Consider the following 20,031-nt stretch of genomic DNA (forward strand, 5'->3'; position numbering starts at 1 on the left):
GCCGCCAGAGCCGCCGAAGCCGTGATCTTACGGAAGACGAACGCCGCCCCGGAGGCGGCCCCCGGCCACGGCCGGGGCTCGTATCCTCGGCGAGGTGAACGACAGCGCCGCCTCCGCGGTACCACCGGACCCCGCCCGCATCCTGGTCATCGACGACGACCTCACCGTGGGGGAGGTCGTCGCCGGCTACCTCGCCCGGGCCGGCCACCACGTCGACCGGGCCACCGACGGCGACCAGGGCCTCGCGCTGGCCCGCAGCCACCGCCCCGACCTGCTGGTCCTGGACCTCATGCTCCCCGGCATCGACGGCCTGGAGATCCTGCGCAGGCTGCGCGCGACCGCGGACGGCGCGGACCTCCCGGTGGTCATGCTCACCGCCAAGGGCGACGAGGCGGACCGCATCCTCGGCCTGGAACTGGGCGCGGACGACTACGTCACCAAACCCTTCAGTCCGCGGGAGCTCGTCCTGCGCGTGCAGTCCGTGCTGCGCCGTTCCCGTTCCGCCGCGCCCACGACGCCACCCCCCGGTTTGCTGGCGTCCGGGGACATCACGCTCGACCCGCAGGCCCGCCGGGCCCGCCGCCGGGGGAACGAACTCACGCTGACGCTGAGGGAGTTCGACCTGCTGGCGTTCCTCCTCCGGCACCCCGGGACGGTCTTCCCCCGCCAGGAGCTGATGCAGCGGGTCTGGGGCTGGGACTTCGGCGACCTCTCCACCGTCACCGTCCACGTCCGCCGACTGCGCGAGAAGATCGAGGACGACCCGGCCGCTCCGACACTGATCAGCACGGTCTGGGGCGTCGGCTACCGCTACGACCCCGCGACGGGCACCCGGGCGGCCGACCCGATGCCCGGCGACCTCGCGGCGGGCACCCCCGCGGCGGGCACCCCCGCGGCGGACGAGAAGGGCGGACCGGCGTGAAGGACCTGCTGCTCATCGCCCTGTTCGCAGGGCTCGGCGCCGCCGGGGCCGGTCTGCTCGGCTGGCCCGCCGTGCGCCTGCTGCGCCGCCGCTCGATGGCGCTCTCGCTCCTCTGCGTCGCCGCCGTCACCGTCCTCGCCGTCACCTCCGGGACGTTCGCCGTCGCCCAGGCGATGTTCCTGTCCCGGCACGACCTCGGCGTGGTGATCACGGTCCTCGGCATGGCGTCCGTGGTCTCGCTGCTCACGGCAGCCCTGCTCGGACGCCAGGTCGTGGCGGGCAGCCGGGCCCTGACCGCCGCCGCCCGCACCGTCGGGAGCGACACCGGCTTCACCGCGCCGGAGCACCCCCTGGCCCGGGAACTCGCCCAGCTCAGCGCGGAACTCGCCGCCACCAGCGCCCGCCTCGCCGAGTCCCGGGCCCGGGCGCAGGCGCTGGACGCCTCGCGGCGCGAGCTGATCGCCTGGATCTCCCACGACCTGCGCACCCCGCTCGCCGGGCTCCGGGCCATGGCCGAGGCCCTGGAGGACGGCGTGGCCGACGAACCGGAGCGCTACCTCAGCCGGATCCGCACCGAGGTGGAGCGGCTCACCGGGATGGTCGACGACCTCTTCGAGCTCTCCCGCATCCAGGCCGGCGCCCTCGCCCTCTCGGTGTCCCGGGTGTCCGTCTACGACCTGGTCGACGACGCGCTGGCCGGCGCCCACCCGCTCGCCCGCCAGCGCGGCGTCCGGCTGGAGGGCCGGCAGGTCGCCGCCGAGCCGGTCGAGGTGGACAGCCGCGAGATCACCCGGGTGCTGGGCAACCTCCTCGTCAACGCGATCCGCTCGACGCCGGAGGACGGCGTGGTCGCGGTCTCGGCCCGCCGGGAGGTGGACGAGGTCGTCCTCTCGGTCACCGACGGCTGCGGGGGCATCCCGGAACAGGACCTCTCCCGGGTGTTCGAGACCGGCTGGCGCGGCAGCACCGCCCGGACCCCGCTGCGCGATCCCGGGGAGGGCGGCGACAGCGGGGCCGGGCTCGGACTGGCCATCGTCCGCGGCATCGTCGAGGCGCACGCGGGCCGCGCCCGGGTGCGCAACGTCAGCGGGGGCTGCTGCTTCGAGATCGCGCTCCCGGCGGCGCGCGGGTAGTGGCGCGCGGGTAACGGCTGGCGGCCGGCCCGGCGGGCCCCGGCGGGCGGGTGGTCCCGCCCTCCGGTGGTCAGGCCCGCAGGGGCGCGGCGGCGAACTCGGCCATCCCCGCGCCGAACGGCACCCGGGCCCGCCAGCCCAGCTCCGCCCGCAGCCGGGAGGAGTCGGCGGTGATGTGCCGGACGTCCCCGAGCCGGTACTGAGCGGTCACCACCGGGGCCGGGCCGCCGAAGGCCTCGGCCAGCGCCCGGGCCATCTCGCCGACCGTGCGCACCTCCCCGCTGCCGACGTTGTACGCCCGCGCCGTGCCCGGCGGCCGGCCGCCGACGTCCGCCAGCGCGGCCAGGTTCGCCGCCGCGACGTCGTCGACGTGGACGAAGTCCCGGCGCTGGCCGCCGTCCTCGAACACCCGGGGGGCCTCGCCGCGGGCGAGCGCCGAACGGAACAGCGAGGCCACCCCGGCGTACGGGGTGTCGCGCGGCATGCCCGGGCCGTAGACGTTGTGGTAGCGCAGTGCCAGGACCGACCCGCCGCAGGCGCGGGCCCAGGCGGCGGCCAGGTGCTCCTGGGCGAGCTTGGTCGCGGCGTACACGTTCCTCGGGTCCCCCGGCGCGTCCTCCGTGACCAGGCCCGGCCGGAGCGGGGCCGCGCACACGGGGCACGGCGGTTCGAACCGGCCGGCGTCGAGGTCGCCCGGGCGCCGCGGCCCGGGTGCCACGCTCCCGTGCTCCGGACACGCGTACCGGCCCTCGCCGTAGACCACCATCGACCCGGCCAGCACCAGCTGCCGCACCCCGGTGCGGGCCATCGCGGCCAGCAGCACCGCGGTGCCGAGGTCGTTGCAGCCGACGTACTCGGGCGCGTCGTCGAGGTCCAGGCCGAGGCCGACCATCGCCGCCTGGTGGCAGACCGCGTCCACCCCGGCCACGGCGCCCGCCACCGCCGCGGCGTCCCGGACGTCGCCGTGCCGGAAGTCGACGCCGGCCGGCAGGTCGGGGGCCGCCCCCGAGGGGTGGACCGCGGGCAGCAGGGCGTCCAGCACGCGGACCTCGTGGCCCGCGCCGACCAGGGCCCGCACGACCGCCGAACCGATGAAACCGGCGCCGCCGGTGACCAGGATCCTCATGACCGGTGACGCTACCGGCCGGCCGGCGCACCGGGCCGCCGCCGCGGGGCGGGGTCAGCAATCCGTAAGGTCGCCGGACACGCCCCCGTGGTCCCGCCGCGCGCTGCGGCGGGACCACGGACGGGAGTCCGGTCGGGTGGGCGTGACGGTCAGTCGAGGGGGCCGCACAGGGCCGGTGCGGTGGCCTCCTGGGGCAGGGCGGAGTTCAGCTCGCTGGGCCCGAGGACGCCGTCGTACCTGCCGTTGTGGTTGTCCCCGGTGCTGTGGGCCCCGGGGCCGGGCCGTGCTTCCTGTCTGGAATTCGTCCCCCGGTCCTGGGCGGATTGGTGTGATGGGCGGATCGCCCGCCGGGGCGCCCCCGCGCGGGGCCCGTCCGGTCCGCCGCCGGGGCGCCCCGGCGGTGCCCGTCCGGGCGGCGGACCGCGGGGTTCACCGGGCCGGCCAATCCGGTGGGCCGTCCGCTCCGAAGAGCGGGTGTCAGCCGTTTCCGGTTCGTCCGGCGCGCCGAGCGCCGCCGTGGTCGTGGGAGGCCCGTTGTCCATCGCCCGTCCCTGGGGCCCACCGCCCGCCCGCCGTACGGCAGGTGTCGCCGGATGAGCGCCGTCGTCCACCTGTCCGGCCCCGGGCGGCCGGGGCCCGACCTGAAGGAACTGGTCGGGCTGGTCGCCCGTGGTGACCAGGACGCCTTCTCGCGGCTGTACGACGCGGTGGCCGGCCCCGTCCTGGGGCTGGTGCGAAGGGTCCTGCGCGACCCGGCGCAGTCCGAGGAGGTCGCCCAGGAGGTGCTGCTGGAGGTGTGGCGCACCGCCGCCCGCTACCGCGCCGACCGCGGCGAGGTGATGGCCTGGGTGCTGACGATCGCCCACCGGCGCGCCGTGGACCGGGTCCGGTCCGCACAGGCGGCCGCCGACCGGGACCAGCGCGCGGCCGCAGTCTCCCACACCACGGTGTTCGACGAGGTCGCCGAACAGGTCGAGGGGCGGCTGGAACGCGAACAGGTGCGGCGGTGCATGAGGACGCTGACCGAGTTGCAGCGGGAGGCCTTGACCCTGGCGTACTACCGCGGCTACACCTACCCGCAGGTCGCCGAGGTCCTCGGCGCGCCGCTGGGCACGATCAAGACCCGCATGCGCGACGGACTGATCCGGCTGCGCGACTGCCTGGGGGTATCCGCATGAGCGCCGCCGATCTGCACACCCTGACCGGAGCCTACGCCGCGCACGCCCTCGACCCCGCCGAGAGCGCCGAGTTCGAACGGCACCTCGACAGCTGCCCGGCCTGCGCCCAGGAGGTGGCCGAGTTCGCCGCCACCCTGGCCCGGCTCGGGGCCTCCGAGCCCGTGACGCCCCCGCCGGCCCTCAAGACGCGCGTGCTGGCCGCGCTGCCGACCGTACGGCAGGACGCCCCGCGCACCACCCCCGCCGTCCTTCCCGGGCGCCGGCACGGCCGACCCGCCCGCCGCTGGCCGAAGTTCGTGCTCGCCGCCTGCCTCGCGGTGGCCGTCGGCGCCGGCGGCGTCGCCGTCCAGCAGCACCGCCAGGCCGACCGGGCCGAGGCCCGGGCGGTCGCCCTCCAGCAGCAGCAGAACCACTTCGCCGACCTGCTCACCGCCCCCGACGCGCGCACCGTCACCGCCACCGCCTCGGGCGGGGCGGGCGTCGGCACCGTGGTGTGGTCGCAGAGCCGCGGTCAGGCCGGGTTCCTGGCCTCCGGGATGCCCGTGCCGGGCGCCGGCAGCACGTACGAGCTGTGGTTCAACGACTCCGGGACGATGCGCCCGGCCGGGTTGCTGCCCACCGGCGACGGGGCGATGCTGCTCTCCGGCCCGCTGGACGGCGCTGTCGGCGTGGGCCTCACGGTCGAGCCCGCCGGCGGCTCCGCGCACCCCACCGGAACACCGGTCATGCTGCTGCCGCTCACCTGAGGGAGCGGAACCTGCCGCCGTCCGCCTCCCGGCTGCCAGCCGGGAGGCGGACGGCGTTACCGGATCCCGTCGCCCGCCGTCGGCACCGGCGGTCGTTACCGGCCTTCGCCGACGGGCTTCGGACCGCGGCGCGGGGGCAGCGGGAGGAAGCCGCTGGTGCGGGCCGCGTAGTCGGCCCAACCGGGGCGTTCCGCGCCGAGCTGCCGCTCCAGCATCGGCTTGCCGCTGCCGAAGGCGAGCAGGTACGTCATCAGGAGCGGGCTGAGGACGAACGCCCAGCCGACCGGGGCGTCGGCGGCCAGCAGGAACAGGCCCCACCAGACGCACGCGTCGCCGAAGTAGTTGGGGTGGCGGGTGTACCGCCACAGACCGCGGTCCATCACCCGGCCCCGGTTCGCCGGGTCGGCCTTGAACCGGGTGAGCTGGTGGTCGCCCACCGTCTCGAAGGCCAGCCCGAGCGCCCAGAGGGCCGCCCCGGCCCAGGCGAGCGCGCCGGGCGGGGAGGGCAGGTACTGGGCGGCCTGGACGGGCAGCGAGACGAACCAGACGATGGCGGCCTGCAGCAGGTAGACGATGCGCAGCGCGTACCGGGTGCGGGCCGGGCCGGCCGGGGCGCGGGAGAGCATCCGGGCGTAGCGCCGGTCCTCCGGGGCGCCCCGGGCCCGCCACCACAGGTGTGCGGACAGCCGCAGGCCCCAGACCGTGACCAGCGCGGTGGCGAGCAGCCGGCGCCCTTCGTCGCCGTGTCCGGCGGACAGCGCGTAGCCGGTCAGGGCCACCGCGGCGAAGGCCAGCCCCCACGCGACGTCCACGCCCCGGTGGCGTCCGGTGCGCACCCCGACGGCGAAGGCCGCGAGCAGCACGGCGAGGGTGACCGCTGCGGTGACGCCGAGGTTGACCGCGAAGGCGCCGGCGTTCACCCGGCCACCTCCTCGCGGCTGAGCAGCACGTGGTGGACGTCCAGATAGCCGGTGCGGAAACCGGCCTCGGAGTAGGCGAGGTAGAGCTCCCACATGCGGCGGAAGACCTCGTCGAAGCCGAGGCCGGCGACCTCCTCGGCCCGGGCGTGGAAGCGCTCGCGCCACAGCCGCAGCGTCTCGGCGTAGTGCGGCCCGTGGGCGTCGGCGGCCGTGACGCGCAGGGTGGTGTGCCGGGCGGCCGTCTCCCGGATCGCCTGCAGGGAGGGGATCAGGCCGCCGGGGAAGACGTACTTGAGGATCCAGGTGTAGGTGCGGCTGGACGCGAGCATCCGCTCGTGCGGCATGGTGATCGCCTGCAGGGCGGCCCGCCCGCCGGGGGCCAGGACGCGGTCGAGGGTGCGGAAGTAGTCCGGCCAGAAGGGGCGGCCGACGGCTTCGATCATCTCGACGCTGACGACGGCGTCGTACCGGCCCTCGACGGCGCGGTAGTCGCAGAGCCGGACTTCGGCGCGGTCGGCCAGCCCGGCGGCGGCGATCCGGTGGCGGGCGAGGGCCAACTGCTCCTGGGAGAGGGTGAGGCTGACGACGCGGGCGCCGCGGGCGGCGGCGCGCAGGGCGAGTTCGCCCCAGCCGGTGCCGATCTCCAGCAGCCGGGTGCCCTCGCCGACGCCGGCCAGGTCGAGCAGCCGGTCGATCTTGCGGTGCTGGGCGGCGGGCAGCTCCTCCCAGGTCGCGACCGGGAGCGGGCCGGGCCCGGTGGGGAAGAGCGCGGAGGAGTACGTCATCGTGGGGTCGAGGAAGAGCGCGAACAGCTCGTTCGACAGGTCGTAGTGCCGGCCGATGTTGCGCCGGGCGTTGGCGCTGGTGGACAGCTCCGTCTCGGGCGGGCGCTTGACGTAGAAGCGGCGCAGCCACCGGGTGCCGCCGGGGACCAGGGTCTCCGGGGCGGCGGCCAGCGCGGTCAGCAGCGCGACCAGGTCGGGGCTGTCCCAGTCGCCGGCCTGGTACGCCTCGCCGAAGCCGATCAGGCCGCTCTCCCCGACGCGGTGCAGGAAGTCCTGCGGGCGGTGCAGGCGCAGGACGGGCGCGTCCGGGGCGGCGGGCACCGTGCCTGCGGCGGTGGCGGCGTTCAGGGTGCGGCCGTCGGGGAGTTCGACGCGCACGCCGCGCCGGGCGGCGGCCCGGGCCAGCAGCCGCCCGGCGACGGCGGCCCGCAGCGGCGCGTACGGGACGCGGGCGACGTCCGGCCAGCGGTCGGGGTCCACGGCGGGTGCCGGCGGGGCGCTCACGGGAGCGGTGGTGGTCATCTGCTGGGTACCTCTTCCGTGGGCGTGGCGTGCGGTGGTGCGGGGGTCTCGGGTGCCTGCCCGCCGGGCCCGGGGGCGGCGGGCGTGCTCCTGTCGGGCGTGCTCGTGCCGGCCTCGGGCCCGGCCGGGGCCGAGGACCCGTCGGCCACGGGTATCCCGGTCGGCCGGGGCGGGCCGGTGGCCGCTGGGCAGGGGTGCACGGGCAGTCCCCGTGCCCAGAGGCGGATGCCCTGGTAGCGGATGTGTACACTCGCCGCCCAGGTGGCGAAGGGGTGCCCGAGTGCGGCCCGGAGCAGGGCGGCGGGGCCGGCCGGGCGGCCGGTGCCGTGCACGGTGGCGGTGAACGCCCGCCCGCCGGCACGTTCCAGGTGGATGCTGAGGTCGAGCCGCTCGCCCGGCTCGGGCAGCGACATCCGGTAGTGGCCGTCGACCGGGAAGAACGGGGAGACGTGGAACTCCTTCGGCGCGACGGCTCGCCCGGCCGCGTCCGGGTGCAGCAGGTAGCGGTGCCGGCCGCCGTAGGTGTTGTGGACCTCGGCGACGGTGCACAGCGGGCGGCCCGCCTCGTCGTGGCACCAGTACACCGTCAGCGGGTTGAACACGTACCCGAGCGAGCGCGCCTGGGTGAGCATCAGCACCCGGCCGCGGCCGAGCCGGACGCCGTGCGCGGCCAGGAAGTCTTCGAGGTCCTGACGGATCGTCAACTCTCCCGAAGCGGGGTCGAGACGGTGGTCGCGCGACCGGAAGGAGGCCAGCGGGCGCAGCGCGCGGGGCACCCGGGGGAGGCGGTCCGGGTCCACCAGCCACAGGTAGCCGCGGTGCCGGAAGGCGTTGCGCAGCGGCGCGGTGCGCACGTGGGTGGTGCGGGTGTCGTAGAGGACGGCACCCCAGGGCCCCGGCAGGGTGGTCACGGGGCTCCCACCCCCAGCAGGAATCGGGCCGCCTCGACGCCGGAGCGGCAGCCGTCCTCGTGGAAGCCCCAGCCGTGGTAGGCGCCGGCGAACGCCGTCCGGCCGGTGGCGAGTTCGGGCAGTCGGCGCTGCGCGGCCACGGAGTGCGCGGTGTACACCGGGTGCTGGTACTCCGTGCGGGAGACCACCAGGTCCTCGGGCACCGGGTGCTGGCGGTCCTCGTTGAGGGTGACCAGGTAGTCCTCGGTGGTGTCCAGGTGCAGCAGCCGGTTCAGGTGGTAGCTCACCCGCACCCGGTCGGAGGAGGCGGTGCAGTGCGGCATCCGGTAGTTCCACGAGCCGCGCGCCCAGCGGGCGGCGGGCAGGACGGCCGGGTCGCGGTGCAGCACCGTCGGGTTGCGCGAGTAGGTGAACGCGCTCAGGACCTCGAGCTCGGCGTCGGTGGGGTCGGCGAGCAGTCGCAGCGCCTGGTCGGCGTGGGTGGCGATGACCACGGCGTCGGCCCCGGTGCGGCGCCCGTCCTCGGTCACCACGGTGACGCCGTCCGGGTGGCGGCGCACGGCGCGCACGGGGGTGGAGCGGTGCACCGCGGTCAGCCGCTCGGCGATCTTCTCGACGTACGTGCGCGAGCCGCCCACCACCGTGCGCCAGGTCGGCGAGCCCGTCACGCCCAGCATGCCGTGGTTGTGGAGGAACGCGAACAGGTAGCGCGCCGGGTAGTCGCCCGCCAGGTCGGGGGCGCAGGACCACACGGCGGAGACCACCGGGGTCATGAAGTGGCTCACGAAGTACGGCGAGAAGCCCTCGGCGGCGAGGAACTCGCCCAGGCTCGGGTCACCGGCGGCCGGGGTGGCGAGCAGCCGGCGCGCCCTCCGGTGGAAGCGCGGCACCTCGGCGAGCATCCGCAGGTACCGGCCGCGCACCAGGGCCTCGGGCCGGGCGAGCAGGCCGGCCGGGCCGCGGGCCCCCGCGTACTCCAGGCCGCAGCCGTCGCAGCGTACGGACATGCTCATCTCGCTGTCCCGGGTGCGGACGCCGAGCTCGGCGAACAGGCGCACCAGGTGCGGGTAGGTCCGCTCGTTGTGGACCAGGAAGCCGGTGTCCAGGGCCAGCGTCCGGCCGTCCGGGGCGGTCGCCTCCTGGGTGTGGGCGTGGCCGCCTAGCCGGCCGTCGGCCTCGAAGAGCTCGACCTCGGCCCCGGCCCGGGACAGCTCGTACGCCGCGGTGAGACCGGCCACGCCGGCGCCCACCACCGCCACCCGCCGGACGGGCGGGCCGCCGCGGCCACGGGGGACGGTTCCGGTGGTGGGGGTGGTGGCGGATGTCGTCACGAAGGCCCCTGCCCTGCTCGGGGGCCGCGCCGGCGGCCCGCTCCGTTGTCTACAGCACTGGTTCGGAGCCGATCGCGTCGCGGATTGCCGGTGGGCGGGGCGGCGCGGGTTCCGGTGCGGGTGCCCCCCGGCCGCCGGCGCGCCCGGGGGGTGCGGTCCCCGGCCGGGGGCGTTGGCCGGGGACCGCGCTCGGTGACCTGACGCGGCCTCAGGAGGTGGGCATCAGAACGGTGTCGACGATGTAGACGGTGGCGTTGGCGGTCTGGACGTCGCCGCACAGCACCTTGGCGGCGGAGTTGACGGTGAAGTCGGGGGACGCGCCGGTGACGGTGACGTCGCCGGTGGCGAGCGTCTTGTGCGCGCCGGTGAGAGCGCTCGGGTCCAGGCGCTGGGGGACGACGTGGTAGGTGAGGATCTTGGTGAGCTTCTCCTTGTCCGCGAGGACGGCGTCGAGGTCCTTCTTCGGGAGCTTGGCGAAGGCGTCGTTGGTGGGCGCGAAGACGGTGATGTTCTGCGCGGAGTTGAGGGTGTCGACCAGTCCGGCCTGCTTGACGGCGGTCACCAGGGTCGACAGCAGCGGGTTGTTGGACGCGGCGGTGGCGACCGGGTCCTTGGCCATCCCGCTGAACGAACCGGCGCCGTCCTTCGGCACGGCCGAACAGGCGGTCCCGAACGGCTGCCCGGACATTGCCTGCGCCGCGCCACCCCCGGTCATCGGCGCGGAGGAGGCCGAACCGGCGGCCGCGGCCGGGGCCGAGGAGGCGGTCGTCGCCTTGGCCGCATCACCGGCCTTCGAGCCGTCGCCACCGCTGCTGCACGCGCTGAGGGAGGCGGCCAGCACGCCGGCGGCGAGGACGGCGGCGAAGGAGGTGCGCAGCGAAGGTGTCGTGTTCATCAGGTGAGGCTCCTGTAGCGGTCGCCGGGCGGATCCCGGACGCGGAACGTGACCGACCTGCCCGGGCCCGCGGGTGCCCGGTCGACGGCCGGCTCCCGCGGTGGTCCGGCGGATCCGGCCCGCCGTGCGGCCCGGCTCATCGGTCACGCCTCTCATTCGGCCGCCCACCGCCACCGGATGGGTGCCGTTTTCCGGATCCCCCGATCGGGTGACGGCCCCCGGGCCGTCCGCCCCGGCGGCGTGCGCCGCTCCGCTGCGCGCCGGGATGTCTCCGGCCACGGGAGGAGCAAGCCCCGGACGGGCTCGGGACGGTGATCCGGCGCACTTCCTGATCTTGGCGGGGTGACGGTAGCCTCCCAGCGGTGCGTGTGCGCCTGAGCTCGCCCGTTCCGCGCCGGCCCGCCCGGGCCCGGTGGACCGGCGGCAGGCCGTAACCGCGCACCGGAGAGGCGATGTTTCGATGGCTGGCTCGACACCGACCAACGGTTCCCACCGGGCGGACGGACCGGGCCCGCTGCCCGCGCCCGCCGCCGAGGCGGAACTGCGGCTGCTGCTGGCCGGTCTGACGGCGGTGCGGGACGGCGACTTCAGCACCAAGCTGCCGGGTGACGCGGACGGGCTGCTCGGTGAGATCGCCACCGTGTTCAACGGCATGGTCGACCAACTGTCGCACTTCACCTCGGAAGTGACCAGGGTGGCCCGGGAGGTCGGCACCGAGGGCCGGCTGGGCGGCCAGGCGCAGGTGCCGGGCGTGTCGGGCACCTGGGAGGACCTGACCGAGTCGGTCAACGCGATGGCGGGCAACCTGACCACGCAGGTGCGGGACATCGCCCAGGTCGCCACCGCGGTGGCCAGGGGGGACCTCTCGCAGAAGATCACCGTCGACGCGCGCGGCGAGATCCTGGAGCTGAAGAACACCGTCAACACGATGGTCGACCAGCTGTCCTCGTTCTCCGGCGAGGTGACCAGGGTGGCGCGGGAGGTGGGCACCGAGGGCATCCTCGGCGGCCAGGCCGACGTCAAGGGCGTCTCGGGGACGTGGCGCGACCTGACCGACTCGGTGAACTTCATGGCCGGCAACCTGACCGGCCAGGTCCGGGCGATCGCCCAGGTCGCCACCGCCGTCGCCCGCGGTGACCTCTCCCAGAAGATCACCGTGACGGCCCGGGGCGAGATCCTGGAGCTGAAGACCACCATCAACACGATGGTCGACCAGCTGTCCTCCTTCGCCGGTGAGGTGACCCGGGTGGCCCGGGAGGTCGGCACCGAGGGCCGGCTCGGCGGCCAGGCCGACGTCCGGGACGTCTCCGGCACCTGGCGCGACCTCACCGAGTCCGTGAACGTGATGGCCGACAACCTCACCGCCCAGGTCCGTTCCATCGCCTCCGTCACCACCGCCGTCGCCGAGGGCGACCTGACCCGCAAGATCCGGGTGGACGCGCGCGGGGAGATCCTGGAGCTGAAGGAGACCATCAACACCATGGTCGACCAGCTCTCGGCCTTCGCGGACGAGGTGACCAGGGTCGCGAGGGAGGTGGGCACCGAGGGCAACCTGGGCGGCCAGGCGACGGTGCGGGGCGTCTCCGGCACCTGGAAGGACCTCACCGACAACGTCAACGTGATGGCGTCCAACCTGACCGGTCAGGTCCGCTCGATCGCCCAGGTCGCCACCGCCGTCGCCAAGGGCGACCTCTCGCAGAAGATCACGGTCGAGGCCAAGGGCGAGGTCGCCGCCCTGGCCGGGGTGATCAACACCATGGTCGACACGCTCTCGGCCTTCGCCGACGAGGTGACCAGGGTCGCCCGGGAGGTCGGCACCGAGGGCACGCTGGGCGGGCAGGCCCGGGTGGCCAACGTGGCGGGCACGTGGAAGGACCTCACCGACAGCGTCAACTTCATGGCGCACAACCTGACCAGCCAGGTCCGCAACATCGCCCAGGTCACCACCGCGGTGGCCAACGGCGACCTCACCCGCAAGATCGACGTCGACGCGCGCGGCGAGATCCTGGAACTCAAGACCACCATGAACACCATGGTCGACCAGCTGTCCGCCTTCGCGGCCGAGGTCACCCGGGTCGCCAGGGAGGTCGGCACCGAGGGTCGGCTCGGCGGGCAGGCCGAGGTCGAGGGGGTCTCCGGCACCTGGAAGCGGCTCACCGAGAACGTCAACGAGCTGGCCGGCAACCTCACCCGGCAGGTCCGCGCGATCGCCGAGGTCACCAGCGCCGTCGCCGCCGGCGACCTCACCCGATCGATCACCGTGGACGCCTCCGGCGAGGTCGCCGACCTCAAGGACAACGTCAACTTCATGGTGGAGTCGCTGCGCGAGACCACCCGTGCCAATGAGGAACAGGACTGGCTGAAGACCAACCTGGCCCGGTTCTCCGCACTGATGCAGGGCCGGCGCGACCTCGCGGTCGTCGCCGAGGCGGTCATGGACGAACTCGCCCCGCTGGTCGGCGCGCAGTGCGGCGCCTTCTACCTCGCGGAGGAGGGCGGTGACGGCACGGTGCTCCAGCTCGTCGGCTCCTACGCGTTCCCCGACGGCGAGCGCCCCACCCGCTTCCGCCTCGGCGAGTCCTTCGTCGGCCAGGCCGCCCGCAGCCGGCGCACCATCGGCGTCGACACCCTCCCGGCCGACTACCTGGTCGCCTCCTCCGGCCTCGGCCGCACCGGGACGCTCTCCCTGGTGGTGCTGCCGATCGTCGTGGAGGACCAGGTCCTCGGGGTCATCGAGCTGGCCTCCGTGCGGCCGTTCACCCAGGTCCACCGGGACTTCCTCGACCAGCTGATGGAGACCATCGGCGTCAACGTCAACTCCATCGTGGCCAACGCCCGTACCGACGAGCTGCTCGGCGAGTCCCAGCGGCTGGCGGCGGAACTCCAGGTCCGCTCCGAGGAGTTGCAGGCACGCCAGGAGGAGCTGCAGGCCTCCAACGCCGAACTCGAGGAGAAGGCCGAGCTCCTGGCCACCCAGAACCGGGACATCGAGACCAAGAACCTGGAGATCGAGCAGGCCCGTCAGGAACTCGAGGACCGGGCCCACCAGCTGTCCCTGGCCTCGAAGTACAAGTCGGAGTTCCTGGCCAACATGAGCCACGAACTGCGCACCCCGCTGAACAGCCTGCTCATCCTCGCCCAGCTGCTCGCGCAGAACCCGACCCGCAACCTCACCGCCAAGCAGGTCGAGTACGCCGGCATCATCCACTCCGCCGGCTCCGACCTCCTCCAGCTGATCAACGACATCCTCGACCTGTCCAAGGTCGAGGCCGGCAAGATGGACCTCACCGTCGAGCCCGTCCCGCTGCGCGCCCTGCTCGACTACGTCGACGCCACCTTCCGCCCGATGACCGGACAGAAGAACCTCGCCTTCGCCGTGCACACGGCGGACGGTGTCCCCGCCGAACTCCTCACCGACGACTACCGGCTGCGCCAGGTGCTGCGCAACCTGCTCTCCAACGCCGTCAAGTTCACCGAGCAGGGCCGGGTCGAGCTGCGGATCGAGCCTGCGGAGGAGGCCGAACTGCCCGACGGCGTCCGGCCCGGCGGCCCGGTCGTCGCCTTCCGCGTCACCGACACCGGCATCGGCATCGCCCCCCAGCACTTGGAGAGCGTCTTCGGCGCCTTCCAACAGGCGGACGGCACGACCAGCCGCAAGTACGGCGGCACCGGCCTCGGCCTGTCCATCAGCCGGGAGATCGCCTACCTGCTCGGCGGTGCGATCACCGTCCGCAGCACGCTGGGCCGGGGCAGCACCTTCACCCTCTACCTGCCCGCCGGACCCGCAGACCCGGCCGACCACCCGGGCACCGTGCCGGCGACCTGGGCCCAGGAGCCCGGCGGCGCACGGGCCGTCGCGGTACCGGACGAGCCGCCGGCCGCCGCCCCCAGCAGCACGCCGCGGCGGCTCCTGGTGGTGGAGGGCCGACCGCACGGCCTGCTGCGCATGGTCGCGGAGAGCGCCCTCGCCGAGCTGGCCCGGCCGCCGCAGCACGGCGTCGGGAGCGTCGTCGAGATCGTCACGGCCGTCGGCGCCCAGGAGGCGGCCGCCACCCTGGCCGCCACCCCCTGTCACTCGGTGGTCCTGGAACTCGACATGCCGGACGGCTCGGCCCTGGACCTCCTGCGGGAGATGCACGGCGACCCGGCCCTGCAGACGGTCCCGATCCTCGCGCACCGCAGCCGCGGTATCGCCACCGACGACGACCTTCCCGACGGCGGCGGCGCCCGGACCCTGGAGGTCATCTCCAGTCTTGACGAACTGCGCGAGCGCATCGCCCTGCACATGAGCACCGACAACCCGGGGGGCGTCCCCCAGCTGGCCCGGGCGGAGGCCGACTGGAGCGCCGACATCGACTCCTCGCTGACCGGCCGCACCGCGCTGGTCGTCGACGACGACGACCGCAACCTCTACGCCATCACCGGCATCCTGGAGCTGCACGGCATGCGCGTCCTGCAGGCCGAGAACGGGCGCGCCGCACTGGAGGCGCTGGCGGCGCACCCCGGGATCGACGTCATCCTGATGGACGTGATGATGCCCGAGATGGACGGGTACACCGCCACCGCCGCGATCCGCGCCATGCCCCGCCACGAGGGGCTGCCGATCATCGCCGTCACCGCCAAGGCCATGATCGGCGACCGGGAGAAGAGCCTGGCCGCGGGGGCCACCGACTACGTCACCAAGCCCGTCGACGCGGACGAACTGGTCGTCCGGATCAAGGGCCACCTCACCGCCCAGCCGGTCCGTCCGCAGGAGGCCGTGTGAACCCGCCCCTGGAACCCGTGCCCGCCGGCCCGGCCCGGGAGGCCGCCCGCGAGGGCGTCCGGGTCGGACCCCAGCGTGACGCCGCCACCCGGGCCCCGGCCCCGGCCGGCGCCGACCACGAGCCCGGCGCGGTGAGCCGGCTGGCCGCCACCGTCGAGCGCCTGCGCGAGGAACTCGCCCGGGCCCGCTCGGACGCCGCCGGCCGCTCCCTGGTCGAGCTCGCGGTCGGCGTCCTGGTGGAGCGGCTGCGCTGCGGCCCCACGGAGGCGTCCGTCCAGCTGACCACGCTGGCCGAGCAGGCCGGCGTGCCCGTCCTCGACGTCGCCGCCGACCTGATCAACCAGGCCTCCGCGGACCGGATCTCCGCCATCGCCCGCACCTTCGTCGACCCCTCCGCGGACCCGGTCCCCGACCCGGCCGCGCTGCGGCTGCGCACCGCCCAGGCGAATGCGCTGGCCCCGACGGACAGCGAGACGGCGGCCCGGTCGATGCTCGAACACGCGCTGCGCCCGCTCGGGGCGGCCGCCGTCGCGATCTGGGCCGCCCACCCCGACCAGTCGCTGTCGCTGCGCGGCAGCGCCGGCTTCGGCGCGGCCGAGGCCCGGCGCTGGCGGCACGTACCCCCGGGGGTCGTCACCCCGGCCCGCCGGGCCCTCGACGAACGCGCCGCGGTCAGCCACCCGGTGCTGGCCGACACCGCAGTGCCCTCGATCGGCCAGGAGGAGTTCACCGGGGGCAGGCTCGCCGTGCCGGCCGGACTCGGCGGGCGCCTGATCGGCGTCCTGGAGGTGTGCTGGCACGAGCCGCTGCCGGAGCTGACCCAGTCGCTGGAGCGACAGTTCGAGGCCCTGGCCGAGCTGGCCGCCGCGACGCTGGAGACCTGGACCGACCAGGGGCCCGACACCGGCACCGGGAGCACCGAACTGGACGGCCTGCGCCAGCTCACCGCGGGGGTCTTCGACCCCTGCCTCGTCCTCCACCTGGCGCCCGACAGCGGGGAGGCGCCGCTGGAGTTCGTGGTGCGCCACGTCAACCCCGCCTTCGTCGACTTCGCCGGCCGGCCCACCAGCGCCGTCCTCGGAGCCCGGCTGCTGGAGGCCTACCCGCTGGCCGCCGAGCCCGGCGGCCTCGCCGAGAAGATCGAACACGTCTACGCCACCGGAGAGCCCTTCCGCACCACGAGCATGCGGCTCGCCGCCATGGTCGACGGCGTGCCGCTGCACACCCGCGGGCAGGTCAGCATCAGCCGGCACGGCGACCACCTGCTGGTCGTCTGGCGGCTGGAGGACGGCACCTCGCGCGTCGCCCGACTGCTCCAGCACGCCCAGCGCCTCGGCCGGATCGGCGGCTTCGAGGAGAACCTGCACAACCGCCACATCGCCTGGAACGACACGCTGTTCGAGCTCCACGGGCTCCCGCCGACCGCCCGGCCCATCCCGCTGGAACACCTCGGCGAGCACGCCCACCCCGACGACCGGGACGCGATCGACCGCTTCCTGCGCACCGTCCTGCACCACCAGCGGCCCGCCTCCACCGCCTTCCGGCTCCAGCGCCCGGACGGCGTCACCCGCCACATCCGGGTGGTCGCCGAGCCCGTGGACCAGCCCGAGAGCGGCCTGCGGATCGTCCGGGGCGCCTACCAGGACATCTCCGCCCAGCACTGGACGGAGGTCGCGCTCGCCGCCACCCGCGACCAGCTCGCCCAGAGCGAGCAGCAGGCCGCCGAGCGCAGCCGCCTCGCCCTCCAGCTGCAGCACGCCATCATGCCGCCCGCCCGCGGGCCGCTCGACCTGCCGGACCTGCGCGTCGCCGTGCGCTACCGCCCGGCGGAGAAGGACCACCTCGTCGGCGGCGACTGGTACGACGCCCTCACCCTGCCGTCCGGGGACGTCCTGCTGTGCGTCGGCGACGTCGCCGGTCACGGGATCGAGGCCGCCACCGGCATGGTCGCGCTGCGCAACGCCCTGCGCGGCCTCGCCGCCACCGGCGCGGGGCCCGGCCAACTGCTGAGCTGGCTCAACAGCGTCACCCACCACCTGACCGACAACGTCACCGCCACCGCCGTCTGCGGGCTCTACGAACCGGCGACCCGCCGGCTGCGCTGGGCCCGCGCCGGCCACCTGCCACCGGTCCTGCTGCGCGCGGGCCGGGCCGGAACCCTCCCGCAGATCGGCGGCCTGCTCCTCGGCGTGCTCGACCACGCCGACTACGAGGAACAGGAGATCCGGCTCGAACCGGGCGACACCCTGGTGATGTTCACCGACGGGCTGATCGAGCGGCGGGACCAGTCGGTGCACGCCTCCCTCGACAACCTGCTCGCCCTGACCGAGAAGGCGTCCCGGACGGCCCCGGACGGCCGGGCGGACCTGGAGGCCGCCCTGGACCACCTGCTGCGCTACAGCGCGGCGGACACCGACGACGACACCTGCCTGATCGGCGTCTCGGTGGGCGAGGCGCCGGCGGACGGCGCGGGCGGCGGCGCGGCCGGTGCCTGAGCGGCCGCCGGCACGCTGACCGGCCCGGGCGGACGACGCCGCATGCACCGCCCGCGGCGGGGAAGCCGATCGGGGGAGAACGCGTCGAGCCGAAGGGATGGTCACCCATGAACCCCAGCCGGGAAGCAGTCGGCGCCCAGCCGGTCCCGGTCCGTGCGGGTCTCGCGCCCGTGCCGGCCGGCGGGCAGCGGCGGCGCCTGCCCCTGGTCGGACTGCCCAGGCCGGTGTCCCGTGCCCGGGCGTTCACCGTCGACGCGCTCGCCGCCTGGTCCTGGCCCGACCCCGGGCGTGCGGGCGACGTCGTCCTGCTGGTCGCCGAACTCGTCGCCAACGCCGCGCTGCATGCCGGGGGAGCCCTCGAACTGGTCCTGCACACCTCCGCCACCCGCCTGCGGGTCGAGGTCAGCGACCGGTCCCGGGTGGTGCCGGTGCCCCGGGGGCCCCACCGGCCCGCCTCGCCCGGCGGCCACGGCCTGATCGTCGTCCGGCGCGCCGCCGACCGCTGGGGCACGGCCCTGCACCACCACGGCAAGACCGTCTGGGCCGAGGTCGACGTCTGAGCCCCCCACCTGCCTGCCCGGGGTTGCCCCCCACCTGCCTGCCCGGGGTTGCCGTCCGCCTGTTTGCCCGGGGTGTCATCCGCCCGGCGCACATGACCGCGGCCGTCGCGGGCACCCGTCCGGACATGGGTACACACCAGGAGACCGAACGGAAGTACGACGGGGCCGCGCTCCCCGGGCGGCTCGACCGGGTGAAGGGCGTCGCGGCCGCGCGGAGCACCGACCCCGAGGAGCTCGACGCCGTCTACTACGACACCCAGGACCTGCGCCTGCTGCGGCGCCGGATCACCCTGCGCCGCCGCACCGGCGGCGAGGACGCCGGCTGGCACCTCAAGCTCCCGCGCGGCGGCGACGTCCGCGAGGAGTTCCGGCTGCCCTTGACGGCGGGCCCGCCGAACGGCGTCCCGACCGAGCTCGCCCGGCTGGTCGCCGCCTTCACCCGCCGCGCCCCGGTCCGCCCGGTGGCCCGACTGCGCACCCGCCGCGCCGCGCAGGCCCTGGTGGACGACCGGGGGAGCACGCTCGCCCAGGTGACCGAGGACCAGGTCACCGTGCAGCTCCTGGACGCCGAACGCCTCCCCGCCGCACGGCTCCCCTCCGCGCCGGCGGACGGGGCACCGGCGGGGGCGGCGGACGGGGCCGGCACCGAGGTCCGCGGGTGGACCGAGTTCGAGGTCGAACTCGTCGACGGCGCCCCCGCCCTGCTGGACCGCGTCGAGGAGCTGCTCACCGAGGCGGGCCTCGCCCGCTCCTCCTCGCCCTCCAAGCTGTCCCGCGCCCTCGGGGAGTCCGCACAGCCCGAGGCCCGGCCGGACGGCCCGGAGCAGGCGGAAGGGACGGCCGGTGCCCTCGTCATGGACGCCTTCCGGGCACGGCTGGAAACGCTCCTCCACCTCGACCCGGCCGTCCGCTGCGGCGAGGAGGACTCCGTGCACCGCATGCGGGTCACCGCGCGCCGGCTGCGCAGCCTGCTCAAGGCCCACCGGCGGCTGTTCGACCGCGACCGCGCCGACCCGCTGACCGATCGGCTGCGCCGGCTCACCCGGCTGCTGGGCCAGGCCCGGGACCAGGAGGTGCTCGGCGCGGAACTGGTCGACGGGCTGGACGCCGTACCCGCGCCGCTGCGCCCGGACGCCCTGCGCGGGCGGCTCACCGAACGCTACGCCCGCGGCTACCGGGCGGCCTGGCAGCGGGCCGTCGCCGAACTCGACGGCTCCCGCTACTTCGCCCTCCTGGACGACCTCGACGCCTTCGCCGCCGACCCGCCCCTGCGCGGACGGGCCGGCCGCCCGGCGAGCGCCCACCTGTCCCGCGTGCTGCGGCACGAGCAGCGCCGGACGGTGCGGCGCCTCGACGAGGCCCTGCGCCTCGAACCGGGCCCGCGGCGGGACGAGCTGCTGCACCGCGCCCGCAAGGCCGCCAAGCGCGCCCGGTACACCGCGGACGACGTCCAGTCGCAGGTGCCGCACCGGACGGCGAAGCGCGCGGCGAAGTTCGGCGCCGCGATGAAGAAGCTGCACAAGGTCCTCGGCACCCACCAGGACAGCGTGGTGGCCCGGCAGGAACTGATCGCCCTGCAGGGCGAGGACGCCGCCGCGGGGCGATCGGACGCCTTCGCCTACGGCGTCCTCCACGAGCGGTGGCGGCACACCGCCGACACCGCACAGCGGCGGCTGCCGAAGCTCCGGCACCGGGCCTCCCGTCGTCGGCTCACCCGACTGCCCTGACCGGGCCCGGCGCGG

13 protein-coding genes and 1 pseudogene are annotated in these 20,031 nt (G+C 75.3%); 8 read left to right on the top strand and 6 right to left on the bottom strand.

Features of this window, described 5'->3' with window-relative positions; genetic code table 11:
- Nucleotides 1–94: 94 nt before the first annotated feature.
- Together ACIRS1_RS30095 and ACIRS1_RS30100 are read left to right on the top strand one after the other, a co-directional pair.
- Nucleotides 95–922 (top strand): response regulator transcription factor, encoded by an 828-nt coding sequence (locus ACIRS1_RS30095; RefSeq protein ID WP_402845189.1) that lies wholly within the window; start codon nucleotides 95–97, stop codon nucleotides 920–922.
- Nucleotides 919–2,055: a HAMP domain-containing sensor histidine kinase gene (locus tag ACIRS1_RS30100; RefSeq protein ID WP_360221149.1), complete on the top strand. Its 1,137-nt coding sequence runs from the start codon at nucleotides 919–921 to the stop codon at nucleotides 2,053–2,055. Before ACIRS1_RS30095 ends, ACIRS1_RS30100 begins: the two co-directional genes overlap by 4 nt.
- Before the next feature lie 70 nt (nucleotides 2,056–2,125).
- On the opposite strand, the gene ACIRS1_RS30105 is transcribed toward ACIRS1_RS30100, so the two are convergent.
- Nucleotides 2,126–3,181 carry an NAD-dependent epimerase/dehydratase family protein gene (locus tag ACIRS1_RS30105; protein ID WP_402845192.1) on the bottom strand — a complete coding sequence of 352 codons (1,056 nt, stop codon included), beginning with the start codon at nucleotides 3,179–3,181 and terminating at the stop codon, nucleotides 2,126–2,128.
- A gap of 593 nt (nucleotides 3,182–3,774) precedes the next feature.
- Here ACIRS1_RS30105 and ACIRS1_RS30110 point away from each other — a divergent pair.
- Both ACIRS1_RS30110 and ACIRS1_RS30115 read left to right on the top strand, forming a co-directional pair.
- Nucleotides 3,775–4,359, top strand: coding sequence for a sigma-70 family RNA polymerase sigma factor (locus ACIRS1_RS30110; RefSeq protein WP_402845194.1), 585 nt, complete (start codon nucleotides 3,775–3,777; stop codon nucleotides 4,357–4,359).
- Complete coding sequence (locus tag ACIRS1_RS30115) at nucleotides 4,356–5,105, top strand: anti-sigma factor domain-containing protein (protein WP_402845195.1); 750 nt, start codon at nucleotides 4,356–4,358, stop codon at nucleotides 5,103–5,105. The genes ACIRS1_RS30110 and ACIRS1_RS30115 overlap by 4 nt, the downstream gene beginning before the upstream one ends.
- Nucleotides 5,106–5,200: 95 nt before the next feature.
- Here the strand turns inward: ACIRS1_RS30115 and ACIRS1_RS30120 are convergent, their stop codons facing one another.
- The 5 genes and pseudogenes from ACIRS1_RS30120 to ACIRS1_RS30140 form a co-directional block, all read right to left on the bottom strand.
- Nucleotides 5,201–6,025 carry a DUF1295 domain-containing protein gene (locus ACIRS1_RS30120; protein WP_387902985.1) on the bottom strand — a complete coding sequence of 275 codons (825 nt, stop codon included), beginning with the start codon at nucleotides 6,023–6,025 and terminating at the stop codon, nucleotides 5,201–5,203.
- On the bottom strand, nucleotides 6,022–7,332 hold the full coding sequence (locus ACIRS1_RS30125) for a class I SAM-dependent methyltransferase (protein ID WP_402845198.1): 1,311 nt from the start codon (nucleotides 7,330–7,332) through the stop codon (nucleotides 6,022–6,024). The genes ACIRS1_RS30120 and ACIRS1_RS30125 overlap by 4 nt, the downstream gene beginning before the upstream one ends.
- Before the next feature lie 185 nt (nucleotides 7,333–7,517).
- Nucleotides 7,518–8,234: pseudogene (locus tag ACIRS1_RS30130) on the bottom strand (DUF1365 domain-containing protein); the annotation flags it as partial.
- A 5-nt stretch (nucleotides 8,235–8,239) separates the two neighbouring features.
- Nucleotides 8,240–9,502 (bottom strand): NAD(P)/FAD-dependent oxidoreductase, encoded by a 1,263-nt coding sequence (locus ACIRS1_RS30135; protein ID WP_402845284.1) that lies wholly within the window; start codon nucleotides 9,500–9,502, stop codon nucleotides 8,240–8,242.
- Between the two features lie 280 nt (nucleotides 9,503–9,782).
- Complete coding sequence (locus ACIRS1_RS30140; protein ID WP_402845199.1) at nucleotides 9,783–10,469, bottom strand: fasciclin domain-containing protein; 687 nt, start codon at nucleotides 10,467–10,469, stop codon at nucleotides 9,783–9,785.
- A 460-nt stretch (nucleotides 10,470–10,929) separates the two neighbouring features.
- Between ACIRS1_RS30140 and ACIRS1_RS30145 the strand changes: the two genes are divergently transcribed.
- The 4 genes from ACIRS1_RS30145 to ACIRS1_RS30160 all read left to right on the top strand — a co-directional run bounded on the left by ACIRS1_RS30145 (nucleotide 10,930) and on the right by ACIRS1_RS30160 (nucleotide 20,016).
- Complete coding sequence (locus tag ACIRS1_RS30145; protein WP_402845201.1) at nucleotides 10,930–15,234, top strand: HAMP domain-containing protein; 4,305 nt, start codon at nucleotides 10,930–10,932, stop codon at nucleotides 15,232–15,234.
- Complete coding sequence (locus ACIRS1_RS30150) at nucleotides 15,231–17,729, top strand: SpoIIE family protein phosphatase (protein ID WP_402845203.1); 2,499 nt, start codon at nucleotides 15,231–15,233, stop codon at nucleotides 17,727–17,729. The genes ACIRS1_RS30145 and ACIRS1_RS30150 overlap by 4 nt, the downstream gene beginning before the upstream one ends.
- A gap of 107 nt (nucleotides 17,730–17,836) precedes the next feature.
- The gene (locus ACIRS1_RS30155; protein WP_402845205.1) at nucleotides 17,837–18,289 is read left to right on the top strand and encodes an ATP-binding protein; all 453 of its coding nucleotides are present in this window, start codon (nucleotides 17,837–17,839) and stop codon (nucleotides 18,287–18,289) included.
- A gap of 125 nt (nucleotides 18,290–18,414) precedes the next feature.
- The gene (locus ACIRS1_RS30160; protein ID WP_402845206.1) at nucleotides 18,415–20,016 is read left to right on the top strand and encodes a CHAD domain-containing protein; all 1,602 of its coding nucleotides are present in this window, start codon (nucleotides 18,415–18,417) and stop codon (nucleotides 20,014–20,016) included.
- The last annotated feature ends 15 nt before the right edge of the window (nucleotides 20,017–20,031 follow it).

It is taken from the genome of Kitasatospora sp. NPDC101176 (assembly GCF_044768035.1).
Lineage (GTDB): Bacteria > Actinomycetota > Actinomycetes > Streptomycetales > Streptomycetaceae > Kitasatospora.